Below are 15087 nucleotides of genomic sequence, written 5' to 3'. Positions count from 1 at the left end.
GTCCCCCAGTTCCATTTTGGTCCGGACGCGCCGGCACGAACTATCAGTCTCAGGCGGCGGGCGTTTGCCCCTTCACCAACACAACCTGATCAAGGTCTGTCCCCGATCGTGACAACGACTCGAGCAAGGAGGCGTCGTCCAGCAGCAAAGCGTCCTTGAGGCCAAGTCTGGCCTGCTGCAAAGCCATCCCCGCCGGCTGCCCCTCAGCGATCGCTGCATAAAAACGCACTGCGAATACCCTGGCGCCAATATCCCCGACTTCACCACGCATTCCGATAATAACAGCGACCGTTTCGAGCAGCGCTTCGGCGCCGACGAGACTGTCGCACGCATTGAGGACAACGAGAATCGGTGGCGTTGTCGTTGCCGCCAGCAGATCGGCAATCCACTGCAGCGGTATCGGTCGTGCTTGAGTACTGTGGACAAGCCCGTCGTCAAATAGCAAGGCGCCCTCGGCGGCATGACCCGAAAAATGGATAACATGCGGACGTCGTTCGTTTGTCCCATCGATCAGATCGGCGAACGTCGCTGCCGGAAGATGCTCGAGATCGATGAGATCGCGATGCAGCGCACTCTTGAGTGCCTTGCGAACGTCCCGCACCTCACGGTCGGTCTGGAGCCACCGGCCCTCCTCGACGACTGACCCGTCGTCGCGCTGGTAGATGCGTTCGGTCGCTTCGGGATTGGCTGTGACGTAGAGGACTCGGAGCCGTTCGGGTTTGGGCTCGGGGATACGCGCGAGATGCGGGGCCGACTGCAGGAGCCCGTGAACCTGACGCGCGTGAGTGAGTTCCTCACGTCGGCGCTTCTTGTCGGCGCGCTCGCGTTCCTTGCGCAGGTCTTCTTCCGCGCTAGCGATCGCTGCCTGCTTGCTCGCTTGGTCCTTGGCGTTGCGACCGATTTTCTCGGCGACCGCGGCAGCCTTCTTACCGCTTTCGGTGGCCTTGTGGTCGAGTGACACAGCCGAGCGGAGATAGGAATTGATCGACGACGCATTGCGGGACCGCGCCGCCGACTGACGCTTCGAACCGGCATCTTTCCGCGCCACAGCAACTGTTGCCTCGTGCCCGGCGAGTTCCTTCCGAAGCCGCCCTTCCGATTGCTTAAGCCGAGCGAGTTCGCTGCGCAGGCTATCGATGCGCGACATTGTCTACTCCGAAATCAGAATGGGTGCGGTCGAGCCAAGAGCAAGGGCTGTCCGGGGGCAATCAAACAGTGGCGCCTGAAACATCGGACCTAGGCCTCCTCGCTTCCCTGGCTCGCGTTTCTGAGGACAAAGTTCAAGTAATTCCTGCTCAGAGGGCGGCAGAGTTGGCTGATTCATGCAATTCTCCATCACTGCTCTTGAACTCGAAGCTAAACCGTATGAACTTGCCTACCAATTGTCGACCCACGAGGCGACGTATGGTCGAGTCGTGGCGACCGAACAGCGGTCGAGCGGGCAGCGGCATTGGGGCTAGGAAGCGCACCTCCGCCGAGAAGATCCCAGCGATCCCATCGGCAGGTGGTGGCGGCAGCGGATCGCAAGAGACCTCGGCTCGAATCGGTTCAGGCGAACACAGCTCGCTTTAAGGTGAAGCTCGCGCCTCACGACGGGTACATTGCTCGGCACGGCGCTGCATTGGGGATTAGCGTGGCTAAGATGGAAATCGACGCGAACGGAAGTGGGCTAAAAAGCCTTATTGGCTCGCTCAAGGCCAGGGCGAAGCGTACCGCTGGACACTACCGTAAGGAAGACACTGGTATCACGCCCGAAGAATGGCCCAGGGACGCGGAGGTCGAGCTGATTGAAAGCCTTGTGCGGGAGAAGGCCAGACGGGTAACCGGAGGGGATCCCAGCCAGCAGTGGAAGGGGTGCCGTGAGTTCGCGCAGGCGATCAGAGATTCGCGCAACCCGCCTGTCTCACGTGAACATTTCGGGACGGAGGAAGCGCAGCGTCGCTACGAACGCGCAGAAGCCGATTTCTTCGATGGTATCGCGCTCTGGGCCGACAGTACAATGGACTATGTGACCTCTCTGAGCGGACTAGCTGTCGAGACGGCTACGAAGCTCCGGATACTCTTTCTAGCGGCCAATCCCTCGGACAGAACACGGTTGCGGCTCGACAGGGAATTGCGGGACATTCGAGAAGAGCTGGCAATGGCAGGATACCGCGAGCGGTTTGACCTCCAAACACGCGGAGCAGTCCGTGCCAAGGACATGGTGCGGGCACTGCTTGAGCTCGAACCGGCCTATGTGCACTTCTCCGGCCACGGTACTGCTGATGGTGCAATCTGTGTGGAAGCATCCGATGGGACGAGCCACGAAATCGACCCCGACGCGTTGGCCGCGCTGTTCGCGGCGGCGGGCGAGAAAGTCCAGTGTGTCCTGCTCAACGCTTGCTTTTCTGAAAACCAGGCTCTTGCGATTGCCCCGCATGTCCCCTTCGTCATCGGCATGCACACGACGATCAGTGACGAAGCGGCGATCGCGTTCGCCACGGGTTTCTACCGAGCACTTGGTGCCGGAAAGGGCATCCCGGTCGCATTCGAACTGGGGATTGTCGAATTGAAACTGTTTGGCATCGCGGAGCACGAAACGCCTGTTATCGTGCAGTGTCCTTAGCCGGGTGTTCGCTTCTACAGCCGCTTGAGCTCCCACTTGCGCAACACGATTTGAATGACCTCCGACCGCCCACTTTCATCTCCGCAGCAATGCTGATGAGCGCATCCTCGGTTGCGAGTCACTTTCAAGCTCTTCAGCAAAGGATTTGCGCGTCACTGTCGGGTTTGGAGCCGTTCTCTGCGCAGTTTTGCTCTCTCCAACTCAGCGGCGATGAAGGCTGTAGCGTGTCTATCGCGCGCCTAGTGTTCTCACGCGTCTCGAGGACGGTCGCGGCGCAGGGGCAGTCAATGGCGGCTTCCAGTCAACCGCAGCGGCGGGCTTTTGGCCCAACCGAACTGTTGCCAGCGCAAAGCAATACGCGAAAGTCGCATCTTGTCAGGAGTGCGGAAACCAAGAGGAAGCGCAAGCTTCGGGATATCGAACCTCGTTCATCCGTCCAACGTTGCTAAAGTGGCTTCCGTCGGCCTTCGGCGCATCGGGAGGCGTCGGATGCTCACCCCTGAGGTATGGCAGGCAACGAACCTAACCGGTCAGTTTCTTCCATTGAACGTTATTGATGCATCCGCGGCGGTTTTCAGACACTGGACCTGTCGCCATTTTCCTACGAGCGAATTTCGTGCAACGAACCGTTCCTCGAGGAGGCTGTGATCTAGACCATTCAGGCCGCCGGATACTTTGCGATGACGCCAACTACGACGTTGGAATGATCGGTCGCATGTCACCCCGGCGGCTCAGGAAGGAGACGGCACGGTAGCCTATGTGCCCACCTTGACCTTATGTGGTGATCGACGCCAGCCAAGGAGCAACAGCTCCATGGATGTGCGACCCGATGATTGTCGCAGCCGCGCTCCACGCCGGCGATGCAGGAACCTTGGCTGCGGCTCGGTCAGCCCTCGAATTGACTTGTCTTGGTCAAAAGCAACCCATCGCACCAAACGTGGTCTACGCAGCCCCACTCACAGGCGGCAGCAGCATCCGGAAAAAAACCACGTCCATTGAGATTTGCACTCGTGTTGCAGAGCAGCGAAATGCCCGTGAGTTTCTCGTACTCTATGAGAAGTTCTGCAATTGGGTGTTCGGAAGCTCTTGAAACCGTCTGAAGTCGCGCAGTTCCGTCGAGATGGACGACCGCCGGGATTATTTCTTTCCACTCTGAACGGGTCCGGTGGTCGAACAGCATGTAAGGATCCGGCGTGCCGGGGTCAAACATGTCAGGTGCACGATCCTCCAAGCATATTGGCGCTACCGGCCGGAAGTGCTCTCGCAATTTGATCTTGTTGAGATGGTCCTTCATTTCCGGCGAAGTTGCAGCCGCCAGAATGCTTCTGCCTCCCAAGGCACGCGGACCAAGCTCTGCGCGGCCTGCAAGGAACACCACAGGCTTGTTGTCGGCGAGCAAACCGGCAAGATCTTTCAGGCTGAAAGCAGCAGATTGCCAACCGGGGGGAATCTTGCCACGGCCCACATTCGGCCCGCTGTAGACTGACCAGTCAAGATGCACGAAACCTTTGTCGGCGGACAGCGCGCAGCAAGCGGCACCAATCGCCGATCCGCTGTCGTTTGGAAACGGAGGTACCCAGACTGCGTCGAATAAACCGCTCGCCCGAAGGGCGCTATTCCATTTGATATTCAGCCCGCATCCGCCGGCGATGCACAGGTTTCGGGTTTCCGGAACCAAGTACCGACGCAGTGCGCTTTTCAGTTCCCGGACGAGAAGACGCTCTACGAAGGCATGGAAAGAAGCAAGTATGTCCTCGGGAGTTTCGGAAATTAGTGCCGAGGCGCTAGCATCGAAGAAGTTGTGTACAGCAGTGAGCAGCGCCTCTTCGCTGTGGGTGTTGTTCCTGTATTCCGACGCGTGGTCCGTATCCCCGGCGAAACGGTCATCGTAAAGCTCCTGAAATACATTCACGATGTGTTCACGGACTACTCCAAGCGCGATATAAGCCATCAACTTGCCGGCGATGCCCAGATTCCAGCCAGCCCGCAGTTCTTGCCTGTAAGGACCGAAATGTTGACCGGCGGCGGCATAGGCATGGCCTATCATCGGAAACAGGCTGCCAACAAATCTCACTCCACTTGGCTCGACGTAGTAAAGCCGCGGAAAAATGCAGCCGTCCCATACCAGACAAAGCGCCGGTTCTTCTGCTTTCGCGAATGAACTGGTGCAGTATGCAGAAGCCACGTGCCCAAGAACATGCGGGTAGCTTTCGTAGGAAAATACCCCATTGTCGAGGACGAGACCGGAACCTTCATAGGCCTTCAGTGGGTTTTCGGCGTCCCACTCCACATATGGCGCGCCGTTGAGAGTGATCGGGGAGCCCTTGCTCAAAACATGGAATTCCGACTGGATCTCACCGTCCCATCCGTCAATGACGAACCGGTCGATATCGCCCGGAGCCAGCCCGTTTTCAGCCAGAACAGCTACGACCGTCTCAAGCCGCTCGATATGTTGGTACCGTGGGTTATTTTCAAGCTTCTCCTGCTCGACGCAAAAGATTAATCTGCCGTCTTCCACGACAGCAATCCCGCCGTCGTGCGTCAGCTTAATACCGCAAATACGCATAGTAGATCCTTGTCGAGGTGCCAGTAGAGCACCCGCTGAAAACGGCTGAGAAAAAGCCGTGGGTTCGATGTCGCGCTATGCGCTATGATGCGGGACCGGTAAATTAGATTGTTTGGATATGAGGCATCCGCGCGATGAATGATCAGGTCTGCCGCGTGATCTAGAAGATGGTGGACACGGAGCCCCAGCGCTCTGTTGAGCAAGCCACCCGAGCCAAGCTTGCCGTCTGCGTCCTCTCGTGACGGCGACCCGCACGCCACCTTCAGCATTTGGTTGCTGGCAACTGCCGGTCAGCAGCCCTTGGCGCCTCAACGCGCCGATCGGCTGTTCGACAGCGCTAGGCCACTCATAAACTGGGTATCGTGCTGATGTAAGTCTGATTCAGGGCTTCTTTTGGAGGCTTTGATGCGTCGGTATGAATTGAGCGATTTTGAATGGGGCATCATCGCGCCTCATCTCCCCGCCAAGGTCCGCGCTGTGGCACGCGTTGACCACCGCAAGGTGCTCAACGGCATCCTGTGGCGCTTCCGCACCGGCTCACCCTAGGCCGATGTGCCGGAACGCTATGACCCCTACACCACCTTCTACAACCGGTTCGTGCGATGGCGCAAAACCGGGGCCTGGGATCGGCTTCTGGCGGCGGTTTCCAAGGCATCTGACGGCGAGATCATCATGATCGACAGCTCCTGTGTCCGCGTTCACCTGCACGCTGCCACGGCAAAAAAGGGGGGCGCTGACGATGGCTGCATGGGACGTTCCCGCGGCGGGCTCACGACCAAGATCCCCGCGCTCGTCGATGCCGAAGGCCGGGCGATCGACCTTGTCCCGACGGCCGGACAGGCACATGAAGGCAAGCCCGCCGCCGCCATGCTCGACGCCCTCCAACCCGATGCAATAAAGCTTCTAACGGCTTCTGGCCTCGCGTGAAACAACTCGAGTGCCATGGTCACCAGCTCGTGCTCGAACCTCATAATCGGCGGATACGAGTTGTTCTTGCTGAAAAAAAGCTAGGTACGCTGCCTTGGCGATATCAATGGCATCATCGTCAAGAAGCAGGCCTCGATCATTGATCCACCGGTCGCAAAAGGTCGCGCGTGGATCGTTATCTGCCGCACGCGCTTGCAGAAGCATTTTCGACTTCAATCTGGCTTCTACCTTTTCTAGAGAGCAAGGCGTCTTCATCTGAAAACACCGACTGGTTCCGGGATTTGGCGTACGCTGCTTTGCTATGAGTCTCACCAGTCTTCATGATAGCTCCTCCGCCCGCCACAACTTGCCAAGGGCAAGCCTGACATTAGCGACCAGCGGTACGGAAGTGCTGCTGATTTGCGTCGAATAGTTCGTCGGACCAGACTGTCGGGAGCTGATCTGTTGTTCATCTACCGAGGCTGTTCATGCCGGGGGCACCGGCTCGGAGAAATGGCACAAGCCGGCACGCCCCTGCTCGGTATCCGATCGCTCCAACGACATTCAGCAATGCGCTGTCGAGCATGTGCGGTCTTGTGGCCATGCATGAAAACCTGAGCTCAGAAGTGCCGAAGGAGGAATTGCGCGATTATGTCGGTCGTCTTTCGCGGGAACTCCCCGCCCTCGACCGGCTCTCCGAGGAATGCTGAGCTCCGTAGCGCATTGATGAGATCAACGTTTATGGGGCGGCGTATCCGGGCCAGACCCTTGTTCGTGCCGGCGTGCTAGTCCGCGCGATACGTCAGGCTGCCAACGTTCCGTGTAGCCGCCGTCACCTTGGTTACGATGTGTGGGCTGGTACCTGTTCACGGGCCAGGTTGATGCCGAGAACGACTCGGCCCCTCTCTTCGCTGGGATTGTCGGCCGGCGTCTTCGGCGATGTCTAATAGCTGACAATGTAGTAACAGAAGCCGACTTTCGGATGTTTTGAACCGCCTTGTTTGCATTGGCGCGGTACACGCAACTCTATCCGCATTATGAGAAGCCGTTTTTGAAGTCCTCGTCGACGAGAGAACCTAGGTAATCCAGCCCGCACCGACGAGGCCCTTGACGAAAATGCCAGTCGGATTGTGGATCGCGTTGAAGAAGACTTCAATTGAATACGCGTCTAAATCGTCATAGGTAAGCCGCGAGAGCAGTGACGTGCCTTCATGATTGTAAAGGTCCTTCGATGTTTTGCCGGTACTGTAGAAATAGCGCTGGCCACCTTCGAAGGAAAAAACTGGAGGGGCCGCTGCCCAGGCTATAGACCTGCCCAGGCTATAGACGCGGACTCGGCGTTCACCGGCACTGTGGCGGTAGCGCCCGCCGTCAGGCCACAAAGCGCCACAGATGTCAGTAACAGTCGTTGCATCACATGTTTGCCTTATTTTCCGATTCTGTCGAAAACTATTCGCGTTGCAGGTTGAGCTTGAGCGCTCTATGGCGAGACTATTTGGGAGACAGGTCGAATCTCATCCTGATCGCCCCGCCGCATGAGGGTTCGGATCAGCTTTCCCTTCTGAGGTGGGCGTTTCAGGATGCAGATGAGAGTTACAACCTTCCACAGGTCTACTTGGCCTGCGCCTCCAATATCGCCCGGGCCTGTTTCCAGCCCCGATGCGGTCGGTTTCGTCGGCCCGCGCCGTCAGCATCAGAACCGGCACGTCGGAGTTCGCGCGGCTGCGCTTGAGCGCCTCTAAGCCGTCCATGTCAGGCAGCCTGACATCGAGAATTACGGCTTGGGGCGTACTGCCGCGCGATGTCGGCAATGCCCACCCCGCCGTGTCCGCCGTTAGTACACGAAACCCGTAACCCGTCAGATATTCCGCGAGCATGGCGGACAGGCGCCTGTCCTCATCGACGATGAGGACCTGGTCCGCCATGCTCGTTTGTCAGCTCCGATTCGAACCTGTGCTCGTATAGAGCTTATCCGCGATCTTCGAGATCCTCGAAATCGTCGAGCAACTGCTCAAGCTGCTCGGCCGTCAACACCTCGGTGGCATCCAGCAGATCGGTCGTCAGCGCGCGCAAAGCCTCGCCGGCCCACTCGACAATCTCGGCGCGCACCTCCTCCACTGCGTCGGGGTCGAGGGTTGGCGCGTTGAGCAGCTCGGCGAGATCATTGTGCGCCTGGATTAAGCCCTGCTCGATGAGGCGCATATGGTTATGGACCTCGTCGGTGATCGCCGCCAACTCTTCTTCCTGCTCGGGCGTGATGTCAAGATCAGCGAGCTTGGACTCTAAGTCATGCGCGCAGTAGCCCGTCCCATGGCGGAGGCTGGTCTGCATGTGCATGTCGGGTCCGGCGTGGCCGCCGCCGACGTCGAAGCGCTGCACGCGTCCGTAACCCTGGCTGAGCGCGCCAGAGACGCCGACGCTGGCAAGCGTGACGACCGCAATGCCGCCGATTGCGATGCGCTTGCCCCAGTTCTTCGACTTCGGAGCGCGGGAGAAATGGTGACGAAGTTTCTGCCACGCAGAGGGTTCAGGTTCGGCCATAAACATATTCCTTTGAATGTTGGTCGAGTGGAATGCCTGGATCAGTAGAACCGGCATTTGCACCAGATAGGTTTGTGCCAGTTAGAAGGCAAGAGAATATAAGTATATTTCCGAATATATCCCAGTATTTTGCGGGAACATGATGCAATCGGGCATGTCGCCCACAGGTGAAGAGGTATACTAACATATATTTAATAATATAGTCCAACTTATTGTTCAATTTCTGGATTGATGTGACGGTGTCGGGAGCCGCGGCGACTCCACGTACTCCTTATGACTGCTGGGCCTGAGGGGGGGCGTCATCCGATAAGCAACGGCCGAGGGTTAAGCCAGCTGGCCGGCGCAGTGCCTCATGCACAAGAGGCGGGCCCTATGTGGATATTCACAAGGAGCGGATTTCGATCGCGGTGGCAGCGAGCTGACGCGGCGGATCGCTGGAATATTCGGCGAGATTCCCAATGACACTGATGCATCAAAAAGCTCTGCAACCGTCTGGGTATTCCGGCAAGCCGCTGGCGTTTGGCTATGAGACCGGCGCGTGCGGTTATGGCCGTTATCGCCAACTCACAAGCCTGAGTCATCGCTGCGACGTGGTGGCGTCATCGCTGATTCCGAGGCGGCCGGCCGATCGGGTGAAGATAAACCGTCGCGATGCCACCATGCTCGCCCGCCGCAATCGGGCCGGAGAGTTGACCCCCCCGTCTGGGTGCCCATAACGATCACGAAGAGCCATGCGCGACCTGATCGCCTGTGTAGCCCCGTCGTGCGACAGATATTGACGCGAGCGCATGAACGTCTTCGCGATTTCTGCTGCGTCACGGGCATAAGCAAGAGCGTGGGGCGGCCTGGCGAATGGCTTACTGCCGATGGCTTTGACATTGGCCTTCGAACATCCCGCTCAGCAGGTCGGATTCAGGACTACGTCGATGCCGTCATGGATGCGGAACGGCGCCTGCAGCAGGTCCAGGAACAGATACTCAGCCCGATCCCGGAACGAACCGGCGCCCGGTGGGTGATGCCTGTAGGCAATACGCGGTATCGCGTCAGCCATTGCCGTGGTGCTGGTCGCGGAAGTCGGCGACTTCACCCGCTTCTTCAATCCACGCCGGCTCATGGCCTACTTCGGCCTGGTCCCTGGCGAGCAATCGAGTGGCGAGACCGTCTGGCGCGGGCCGCATCACAACGACCGGCAACACCATGCCCGGCGCGCGTTGGTCGAGGGCGCCTGAGCTTACAGGATCAGACCGCATCGGCCGGCGCAAGGTCGACCCGATCGAAGCGCTGCCACACGTCGTTCGCGATCGGGTCGTTCCAGACGCGCCGGCGCGTCCAGGCAAAAATGCGGCCCGTCAGAGCGTCAAGTCCGCCTCTTGCACCTGATATCCGCAGTCCAAGTGCCTCGATCGCCGATCGAGTGGCGGGCCAATTTCTACGCCAAAGGCCGTTGTCAGCACTCATGACGGTGGAAGGAATCTAGCGCTTGGTGCCCGCGTCTGGTGGCAACGATGATTTTGATCGCGCGCTCAATCTTCTTTAGGGCTAATTCGCGCATGTACATGAAGCCAGTTCCCGCTGCGGCGAAGGTCGTGGCGCATGCTGCGCGAATGCCTCGCCGGCATGGCATCGTTCGTACCGGCCGAAGACGAGCCCACGTCGATCCCCGGAGCGGATCGCCGAGGAAATCGTGCGGCGCGTGTTTGCGGAAATGTCAGCGTTGCCCAGAATTGCCTTGGCTATCGGACGTGCAATAATCACGAGTGGAGCGCAGAGGATTACCCGCAATCGCGCGCCCCATGAACACCTCGGCTGGCCATTTGGATCAGATTCTCCACAATGAAGGGCGGAAGGTGACGGGCAGGCACTGCAGGCAGCGAACGACGTGATGCTTAGTAGGCGGACATTTGTTCACTAAGATACATGGGAAGTGAATAGAGGCGGCGCTCTGGCAAAGTGAGGCTGCGACGCGCACTAGGAGACGTAGCGGCTTTGCTTTCGCACTGGAGCGCTGCGGTGGGCGTTCTGAGCGAGCCTGTCGAGAATGGCCGCGGCCCCTGATATTTAGCTCGGCGATGATGCCATCTGGCCACAGGCGGTGATCAGGGTGGTTTGCGCCGATAGCGTTTCTCGAGGAGTTCGAACAGATGGAAGTGCTGCTCCCCAAGAGGGAGTGCGTTCCGAAGTCGTCGAGGATGAGGAGCCGCACGCGCGTGAGCTTGTAGATGAGGCGGCGGCAGCGGCCATCAATGCGGGCGAACGCCAGGCCCTCGGAGAGCCGTAAAACGCGCAGGTAGAGCACGGAATGATCGAGCCGTGCCGCCTGACGGTCGAAGGCACAGGCCAGCCATGACTTTCGATCCCGGTCTGGCCGGTGACGACCAGGTTCTGGTGCGCCTTCAGCGAAACTTAACGAAACAAGAACGATACCGATGGCATGGCGAAGTCGGTGAGGCCAGCTTTAAAGCGGCCGCTTTGGCTCACCGTTTGATGTGGCGGCGAGGTTCAAATGCCCCCGGGGGGCAAAAATGTCACTTGCGCGCACGAGGATCAGCCCCATCTAACCGGCTCCCCCGGGTTGTAAGGGCAGATCGGGCGGGCGAGGGACACCAGGAGTGGGGCTGCAGCCCAAGCTTCTTTGAATAGCAGAAACCATTCTCCCAGGAGAAGGCATGTATAGGCAGCACGAAGATACACCAGGGTGGGATCGGTCCAAGGCCAATCGACTCTATAAAGCATTGAAGAAGCTTATCGTCGATTTTAAGGTACCCCCCGATACGCGACTCGACCCCCGTCTAATCAGCGTTACTCTGAAAACGAGCGTTACCCCGTTACGCGAGGCATTGATTCAGATCGAAACCGAAAAGTACATCGTCGGATCTCCTCGCAATGGCTACTACACAAGAAAGCTGGATACAAAGCAATTATCAGATGAGTATGGTGTTGCCAACGCAATACTTCAGGGTGTTTTCAGGCAAGGCCCAGATGAGCATTCCAAGCTGTGGTCAACGCTTCCTACGATCCCCAGCTCTAACGACTGTATTTTGTTTGGGGAGTTCCTCGAGGTATTTTATGAGAAGATCGCAGAGGGTGGAAACAATGGAAAAATGCTGGATCTCGTTCATGAGTTCAACATCCGAACGAGATATGTACGTCTTTTGGATTTGCAACGGCCGGAGCGTCTATCATGTATTATAAGTGATATGAGACAGCTTGTAGAGCTTCTTGACAAGCAAGACAAAAATGGGGTGATCGCAAATATTGGTCGGCAATTCAGTGCGATAATTGAAAACGTCCCCGAGCTTGTGCTGGAGGGTAATCTTCGTGCCGGGGATACGAAAGAGAGCTGGTTGAAGACATTGCTGTCGAATTTCGACGAGAGCTGACCGGCGGTTTCCACCGAGATGTGGCTCTGGCTCACTTTTGCTGCTGTTGCTGCCGGCGCTTTTGCTGATTCCCCGGAGGATTAACTAAATTCAACATCCACTTGCCCGCGCGAGCCTCGCGCCTGACGGATTGGCGCGGTGATTGATGTGAAGGTTATAGCGAACACCGCTCAAAAGCTTCGATCGCGCCAATTTTCGGGAATCTGTCCAGACCGGGGGCCAGCCGGAGCGTTCAAGATAGATATGTGCGTCGGCCCGCTGGCCCGCTCCTCGTCGTACGGACGAGCATACGCTGGTGCTGCTGCGGGGGCTGGCGCCGCATACCCCGACGCCGTCATCGCCGGCATTCTCAACAAACAAGGCCGCCGAACGGCGTACGGCACCGCTTCGGCGCGCCACGCCGAGGCTCGCCGGCGCACGCCCCGTCGTCTGGCGACAGACGTCACGGTCTCGCCCGAAAGGAAACTCTCCTCAATGATCTGCAGCTCCTGTTCGGTCCGGGCTTCATACCCGCCGGTTAGATTCATGACGAAGTGGTGCGCCGACCGCCATGGCGGCCTCGATCACCTTGTCGCGCGTGGCGATCCACCGCAAACGCGTGGTAGTGGGTCAGTTTGAAATTTGCCATGCCGTCAATCGACGTCAACCGACTGTCGCACGATAGGCCGAACTCCTATATATGCTCAACGCGAAGCATGAGGAACTGGCATGTTCGACGTCATTAAGGAAATGACTTGGTTGCGCGACACGGTCCGCCATAGCATCGAGCGGGTGGAAGGCATGGACCTAAAGCCTGCCGACGCTAAGGAGATCGCCAAGCGAAAGAAAATTCTTAAGGAAATCGAGGCGGATTTGCGCAGGCTAGAAGGATACCAGTATGCCAACCGGACCTAAGCCCAAGCGCCCGCGCGATCCTAACCAGTTGGCAAGGTCGATTGTTGACATCGCGACTGGCGAAGCGCCGGCCAAAGAAGATCATAAGAACAAGGCCGCTGTGGAGCTAGGGCGACGTGGCGGTAAGATCGGTGGCCGCGTACGGGCTGACCGCATGTCGGCAGAAGAAAGGGCCGATGCAGCAAGGCTAGCTGCATCGGCCCGTTGGAGAAAGCGCGACGACTAGGCAGCTTCTGCTGCCTCGATTTCCGCCAAGTCCATCGTGAAGTCGAAATCCATCTGGATAGGCTCTTCGTCCGACCTCGCATCATTGTAGCTATCGACATCGATCTTCAACTGCCGAACGTCACCGACGATCCCGCGACGGCGCTGCTGGAACGACATCTGCATATGGTGTCGTGGGGCGGTTCGAATATCGTCCCACAGAACCATCTGCATTCCGCCTGACTTGGTCGTGGCGGGATGCAGTTTGCGAACCTTTCTTCCGCGCTTGTCGGTGATGTAATCTTCGCGCATGGCCGACTGCAAATCTTCGGCGCATTTGGAGATTGCTGCCGACTCCGGCAATTCCCATCGTCCGGTTCGGATAGCCCAAGCGGCCATTGTTCTGGTGCCTGCCGGCCACGGCTCGCCGGACATGCGGTACTCTGCAACGATTTTCTGCATCTGCTTACTGTAAGTCATGCTTCAAATCTCCTTCAGATGCGGTGTCACCCCATACCCATCGGTCATCGCCGTACGTATGAGGACATGCCGCACCTTGGCTTGGTACTGCTTGAATAAGTCCCATCTGTTGAGGTGCTTTTGTATTTGCCCGGCCACGATGCCGGGATGGCGCTTCACTAGTTTCGAAAAACCGATCAACCCTGGTTTGGAATAGATCGGGTCATGCCGACGAATGAAGCTTTCCATCTTCAGTCTCGGCACACAGAAATCCGCCGCCGCCGCATCGGCTGCACGTTCGGATTCGTCTGTAAGTCGGTCGTCATCTTCGAAGTTGTCGATGACCGGATTATCGCGACCTTCAAGCCTGAGAATGTGCTCGATCTCATGCCGCAGATTAAACCAAAAGCGGTCGATCTGGTCGCCACCCTTAAGCGACAGGGCAATGACCGGCGACCTGTTTTTGTCCAGCCAGAAACACACCCCATCAATACGCGAGCCGGGAAGCGGTTCGACAACCAAAAACCGCACACCACAGTCATGCAAGATGCGCGGGACATGGCGGACCTCTTCCGGGTCAACCATCAAGGCTTCAAGCTGGACAAGCGCGTCGCGCAGTAGCGTTTCCGAGAACTTCGGCACGACCATCGCTTCCGCAAGGCGCTTTACGCGGATAAGCCAAGCCAGTTGGATAGTGGAAACATCTTCGTTGTTCTTCCTCCATGCGGCGAACGATCCGGTGATAGGATCGCCAATCGAAGCGATTCCGAAGAAGCGGCAAACCGATGCTTCCATACTCTCGCCGGGCCGCTGCGGAAGCCAGCCACGCTTCGCCAAATCTCGGACGGGAAAGCGCTTCCGCATCTCCGCCTCGCGAGCGATCCGCTCGTCAGCCGGCGACGTTTTCGCCAGCTGATAAGCGGATTCCAAATTCAACCAATACTGCGGAGTCGTATCCAGCGCCGCAGCGATCTCTCGCGCCGTGTCTGGCGTGATCGAGCGCTTACCCATGATGATCTCATTCACCACATTGGCCTTGCGGCCGATGATCTCCGCAAACTCTGTCTGCGACCAACCCAACTCATCCAAGGCGTCCTTAAGGAACTCGCCCGGTGGGAAAGTGTAAGCTGGCGTCCGATCGGTCATATTCCTTGGCATCAGTGATAATCCGTTATTTCAATTACCCGCAGTCGGGTGCCTTCGTTGTCGGTGACGATCTCAATGATGAGCCGCCACTGCTTGGTCAGCCGCACCGAATGTTGGTGGCCCCTTCTCCCCTGAAGCTTCTCGAATCGGAGTCCGCCGCGATAGAGGTCCCGCTGGTCGACGGCAGCGCGCAATGCCCATAGCGCTTTGCAGAATCCACGCACAATGTCAGGGCCAAAGCCCGCATCGAAACTCGGATCATGGTCCAGTTTGTCGAGGTCATCATCGGCAAATTCGATCTCCATGCCTCACGTCCCTTTTATATAGCGCCGGAGAAAAAATCTCAATACCCTTTATCCCGGATAGCGTAATAATAGTTGCAAAGC

Annotated in this window: 13 protein-coding genes and 1 pseudogene; 5 read left to right on the top strand and 9 right to left on the bottom strand. The window is 58.0% G+C overall.

Annotated elements, in window-relative coordinates:
• Nucleotides 1–49: 49 nt before the first annotated feature.
• Complete coding sequence (locus MESCI_RS29435; protein ID WP_013533558.1) at nucleotides 50–1147, bottom strand: CHAT domain-containing protein; 1098 nt, start codon at nucleotides 1145–1147, stop codon at nucleotides 50–52.
• A gap of 495 nt (nucleotides 1148–1642) precedes the next feature.
• Here MESCI_RS29435 and MESCI_RS29430 point away from each other — a divergent pair, with 495 nt between their 5' ends.
• Nucleotides 1643–2605 carry a CHAT domain-containing protein gene (locus MESCI_RS29430; protein ID WP_013533557.1) on the top strand — a complete coding sequence of 321 codons (963 nt, stop codon included), beginning with the start codon at nucleotides 1643–1645 and terminating at the stop codon, nucleotides 2603–2605.
• Nucleotides 2606–3491: 886 nt separating this feature from the next.
• On the opposite strand, the gene nodU is transcribed toward MESCI_RS29430, so the two are convergent.
• Nucleotides 3492–5171, bottom strand: coding sequence for a nodulation protein NodU (gene nodU, locus MESCI_RS29425; protein WP_013533556.1), 1680 nt, complete (start codon nucleotides 5169–5171; stop codon nucleotides 3492–3494).
• Nucleotides 5172–5576: 405 nt separating this feature from the next.
• Here nodU and MESCI_RS29420 point away from each other — a divergent pair.
• Nucleotides 5577–6074 (top strand): annotated as a pseudogene (locus MESCI_RS29420) (IS5 family transposase); the annotation flags it as partial.
• A gap of 1517 nt (nucleotides 6075–7591) precedes the next feature.
• Here MESCI_RS29420 and MESCI_RS29410 read toward each other — a convergent pair.
• From MESCI_RS29410 to MESCI_RS29400, 3 genes are all read right to left on the bottom strand, one after another.
• Nucleotides 7592–8002, bottom strand: a complete 411-nt coding sequence (locus MESCI_RS29410; protein WP_081285670.1) for a response regulator — start codon at nucleotides 8000–8002, stop codon at nucleotides 7592–7594.
• A 43-nt stretch (nucleotides 8003–8045) separates the two neighbouring features.
• Nucleotides 8046–8618, bottom strand: a complete 573-nt coding sequence (locus tag MESCI_RS29405; protein ID WP_013533554.1) for a Spy/CpxP family protein refolding chaperone — start codon at nucleotides 8616–8618, stop codon at nucleotides 8046–8048.
• An 898-nt stretch (nucleotides 8619–9516) separates the two neighbouring features.
• Entirely contained in the window at nucleotides 9517–9732 is a 216-nt protein-coding gene (locus MESCI_RS29400) for a hypothetical protein (protein WP_150111244.1), read from the bottom strand.
• On the opposite strand from MESCI_RS29400, the gene MESCI_RS33375 reads away from it, so the two are divergent.
• Nucleotides 9674–9847: a transposase gene (locus MESCI_RS33375; RefSeq protein WP_157163674.1), complete on the top strand. Its 174-nt coding sequence runs from the start codon at nucleotides 9674–9676 to the stop codon at nucleotides 9845–9847. The genes MESCI_RS29400 and MESCI_RS33375 overlap by 59 nt on opposite strands.
• A gap of 590 nt (nucleotides 9848–10437) precedes the next feature.
• Here MESCI_RS33375 and MESCI_RS33130 read toward each other — a convergent pair.
• Entirely contained in the window at nucleotides 10438–10914 is a 477-nt protein-coding gene (locus tag MESCI_RS33130; RefSeq protein WP_276325686.1) for a hypothetical protein, read from the bottom strand.
• 370 nt (nucleotides 10915–11284) lie between these two features.
• Between MESCI_RS33130 and MESCI_RS29385 the strand changes: the two genes are divergently transcribed.
• Both MESCI_RS29385 and MESCI_RS29380 read left to right on the top strand, forming a co-directional pair.
• Entirely contained in the window at nucleotides 11285–11998 is a 714-nt protein-coding gene (locus tag MESCI_RS29385; protein ID WP_013533552.1) for a GntR family transcriptional regulator, read from the top strand.
• A 708-nt stretch (nucleotides 11999–12706) separates the two neighbouring features.
• Nucleotides 12707–12892 carry a hypothetical protein gene (locus tag MESCI_RS29380; RefSeq protein WP_013533551.1) on the top strand — a complete coding sequence of 62 codons (186 nt, stop codon included), beginning with the start codon at nucleotides 12707–12709 and terminating at the stop codon, nucleotides 12890–12892.
• A gap of 222 nt (nucleotides 12893–13114) precedes the next feature.
• Here MESCI_RS29380 and MESCI_RS29375 read toward each other — a convergent pair whose 3' ends face one another.
• From MESCI_RS29375 to MESCI_RS29365, 3 genes are read right to left on the bottom strand one after another with little or no spacing between them, the layout of a single operon-like run.
• A complete protein-coding gene (locus MESCI_RS29375; protein ID WP_013533550.1) occupies nucleotides 13115–13576 on the bottom strand; it encodes a hypothetical protein in 462 nt (153 codons plus the stop codon).
• A gap of 3 nt (nucleotides 13577–13579) precedes the next feature.
• Nucleotides 13580–14713, bottom strand: coding sequence for a HigA family addiction module antitoxin (locus tag MESCI_RS29370; RefSeq protein ID WP_013533549.1), 1134 nt, complete (start codon nucleotides 14711–14713; stop codon nucleotides 13580–13582).
• Complete coding sequence (locus MESCI_RS29365) at nucleotides 14713–15006, bottom strand: type II toxin-antitoxin system RelE/ParE family toxin (protein ID WP_013533548.1); 294 nt, start codon at nucleotides 15004–15006, stop codon at nucleotides 14713–14715. Before MESCI_RS29365 ends, MESCI_RS29370 begins: the two co-directional genes overlap by 1 nt.
• Nucleotides 15007–15087: the final 81 nt, after the last annotated feature.

It is taken from the genome of Mesorhizobium ciceri biovar biserrulae WSM1271, from assembly GCF_000185905.1.
In the GTDB taxonomy this organism is placed as follows: Bacteria; Pseudomonadota; Alphaproteobacteria; order Rhizobiales; family Rhizobiaceae; genus Mesorhizobium; species Mesorhizobium ciceri.
This window is presented reverse-complemented; position numbering and strand designations above follow the sequence as displayed.

Excerpts from the sequence above, each read along its gene's own strand:
- MESCI_RS29370 (WP_013533549.1), bottom strand. The coding sequence starts at position 14,713 with ATGCCAAGGAATATGACCGATCGGACGCCAGCTTACACTTTCCCACCG.
- MESCI_RS29405 (WP_013533554.1), bottom strand. The coding sequence starts at position 8,618 with ATGGCCGAACCTGAACCCTCTGCGTGGCAGAAACTTCGTCACCATTTC.
- MESCI_RS29375 (WP_013533550.1), bottom strand. The coding sequence starts at position 13,576 with ATGACTTACAGTAAGCAGATGCAGAAAATCGTTGCAGAGTACCGCATG.
- MESCI_RS29430 (WP_013533557.1), top strand. The coding sequence starts at position 1,643 with ATGGAAATCGACGCGAACGGAAGTGGGCTAAAAAGCCTTATTGGCTCG.
- nodU (WP_013533556.1), bottom strand. The coding sequence starts at position 5,171 with ATGCGTATTTGCGGTATTAAGCTGACGCACGACGGCGGGATTGCTGTC.
- MESCI_RS29380 (WP_013533551.1), top strand. The coding sequence starts at position 12,707 with ATGTTCGACGTCATTAAGGAAATGACTTGGTTGCGCGACACGGTCCGC.
- MESCI_RS29400 (WP_150111244.1), bottom strand. The coding sequence starts at position 9,732 with ATGAGCCGGCGTGGATTGAAGAAGCGGGTGAAGTCGCCGACTTCCGCG.
- MESCI_RS29365 (WP_013533548.1), bottom strand. The coding sequence starts at position 15,006 with ATGGAGATCGAATTTGCCGATGATGACCTCGACAAACTGGACCATGAT.
- MESCI_RS29435 (WP_013533558.1), bottom strand. The coding sequence starts at position 1,147 with ATGTCGCGCATCGATAGCCTGCGCAGCGAACTCGCTCGGCTTAAGCAA.
- MESCI_RS29410 (WP_081285670.1), bottom strand. The coding sequence starts at position 8,002 with ATGGCGGACCAGGTCCTCATCGTCGATGAGGACAGGCGCCTGTCCGCC.
- MESCI_RS29385 (WP_013533552.1), top strand. The coding sequence starts at position 11,285 with ATGTATAGGCAGCACGAAGATACACCAGGGTGGGATCGGTCCAAGGCC.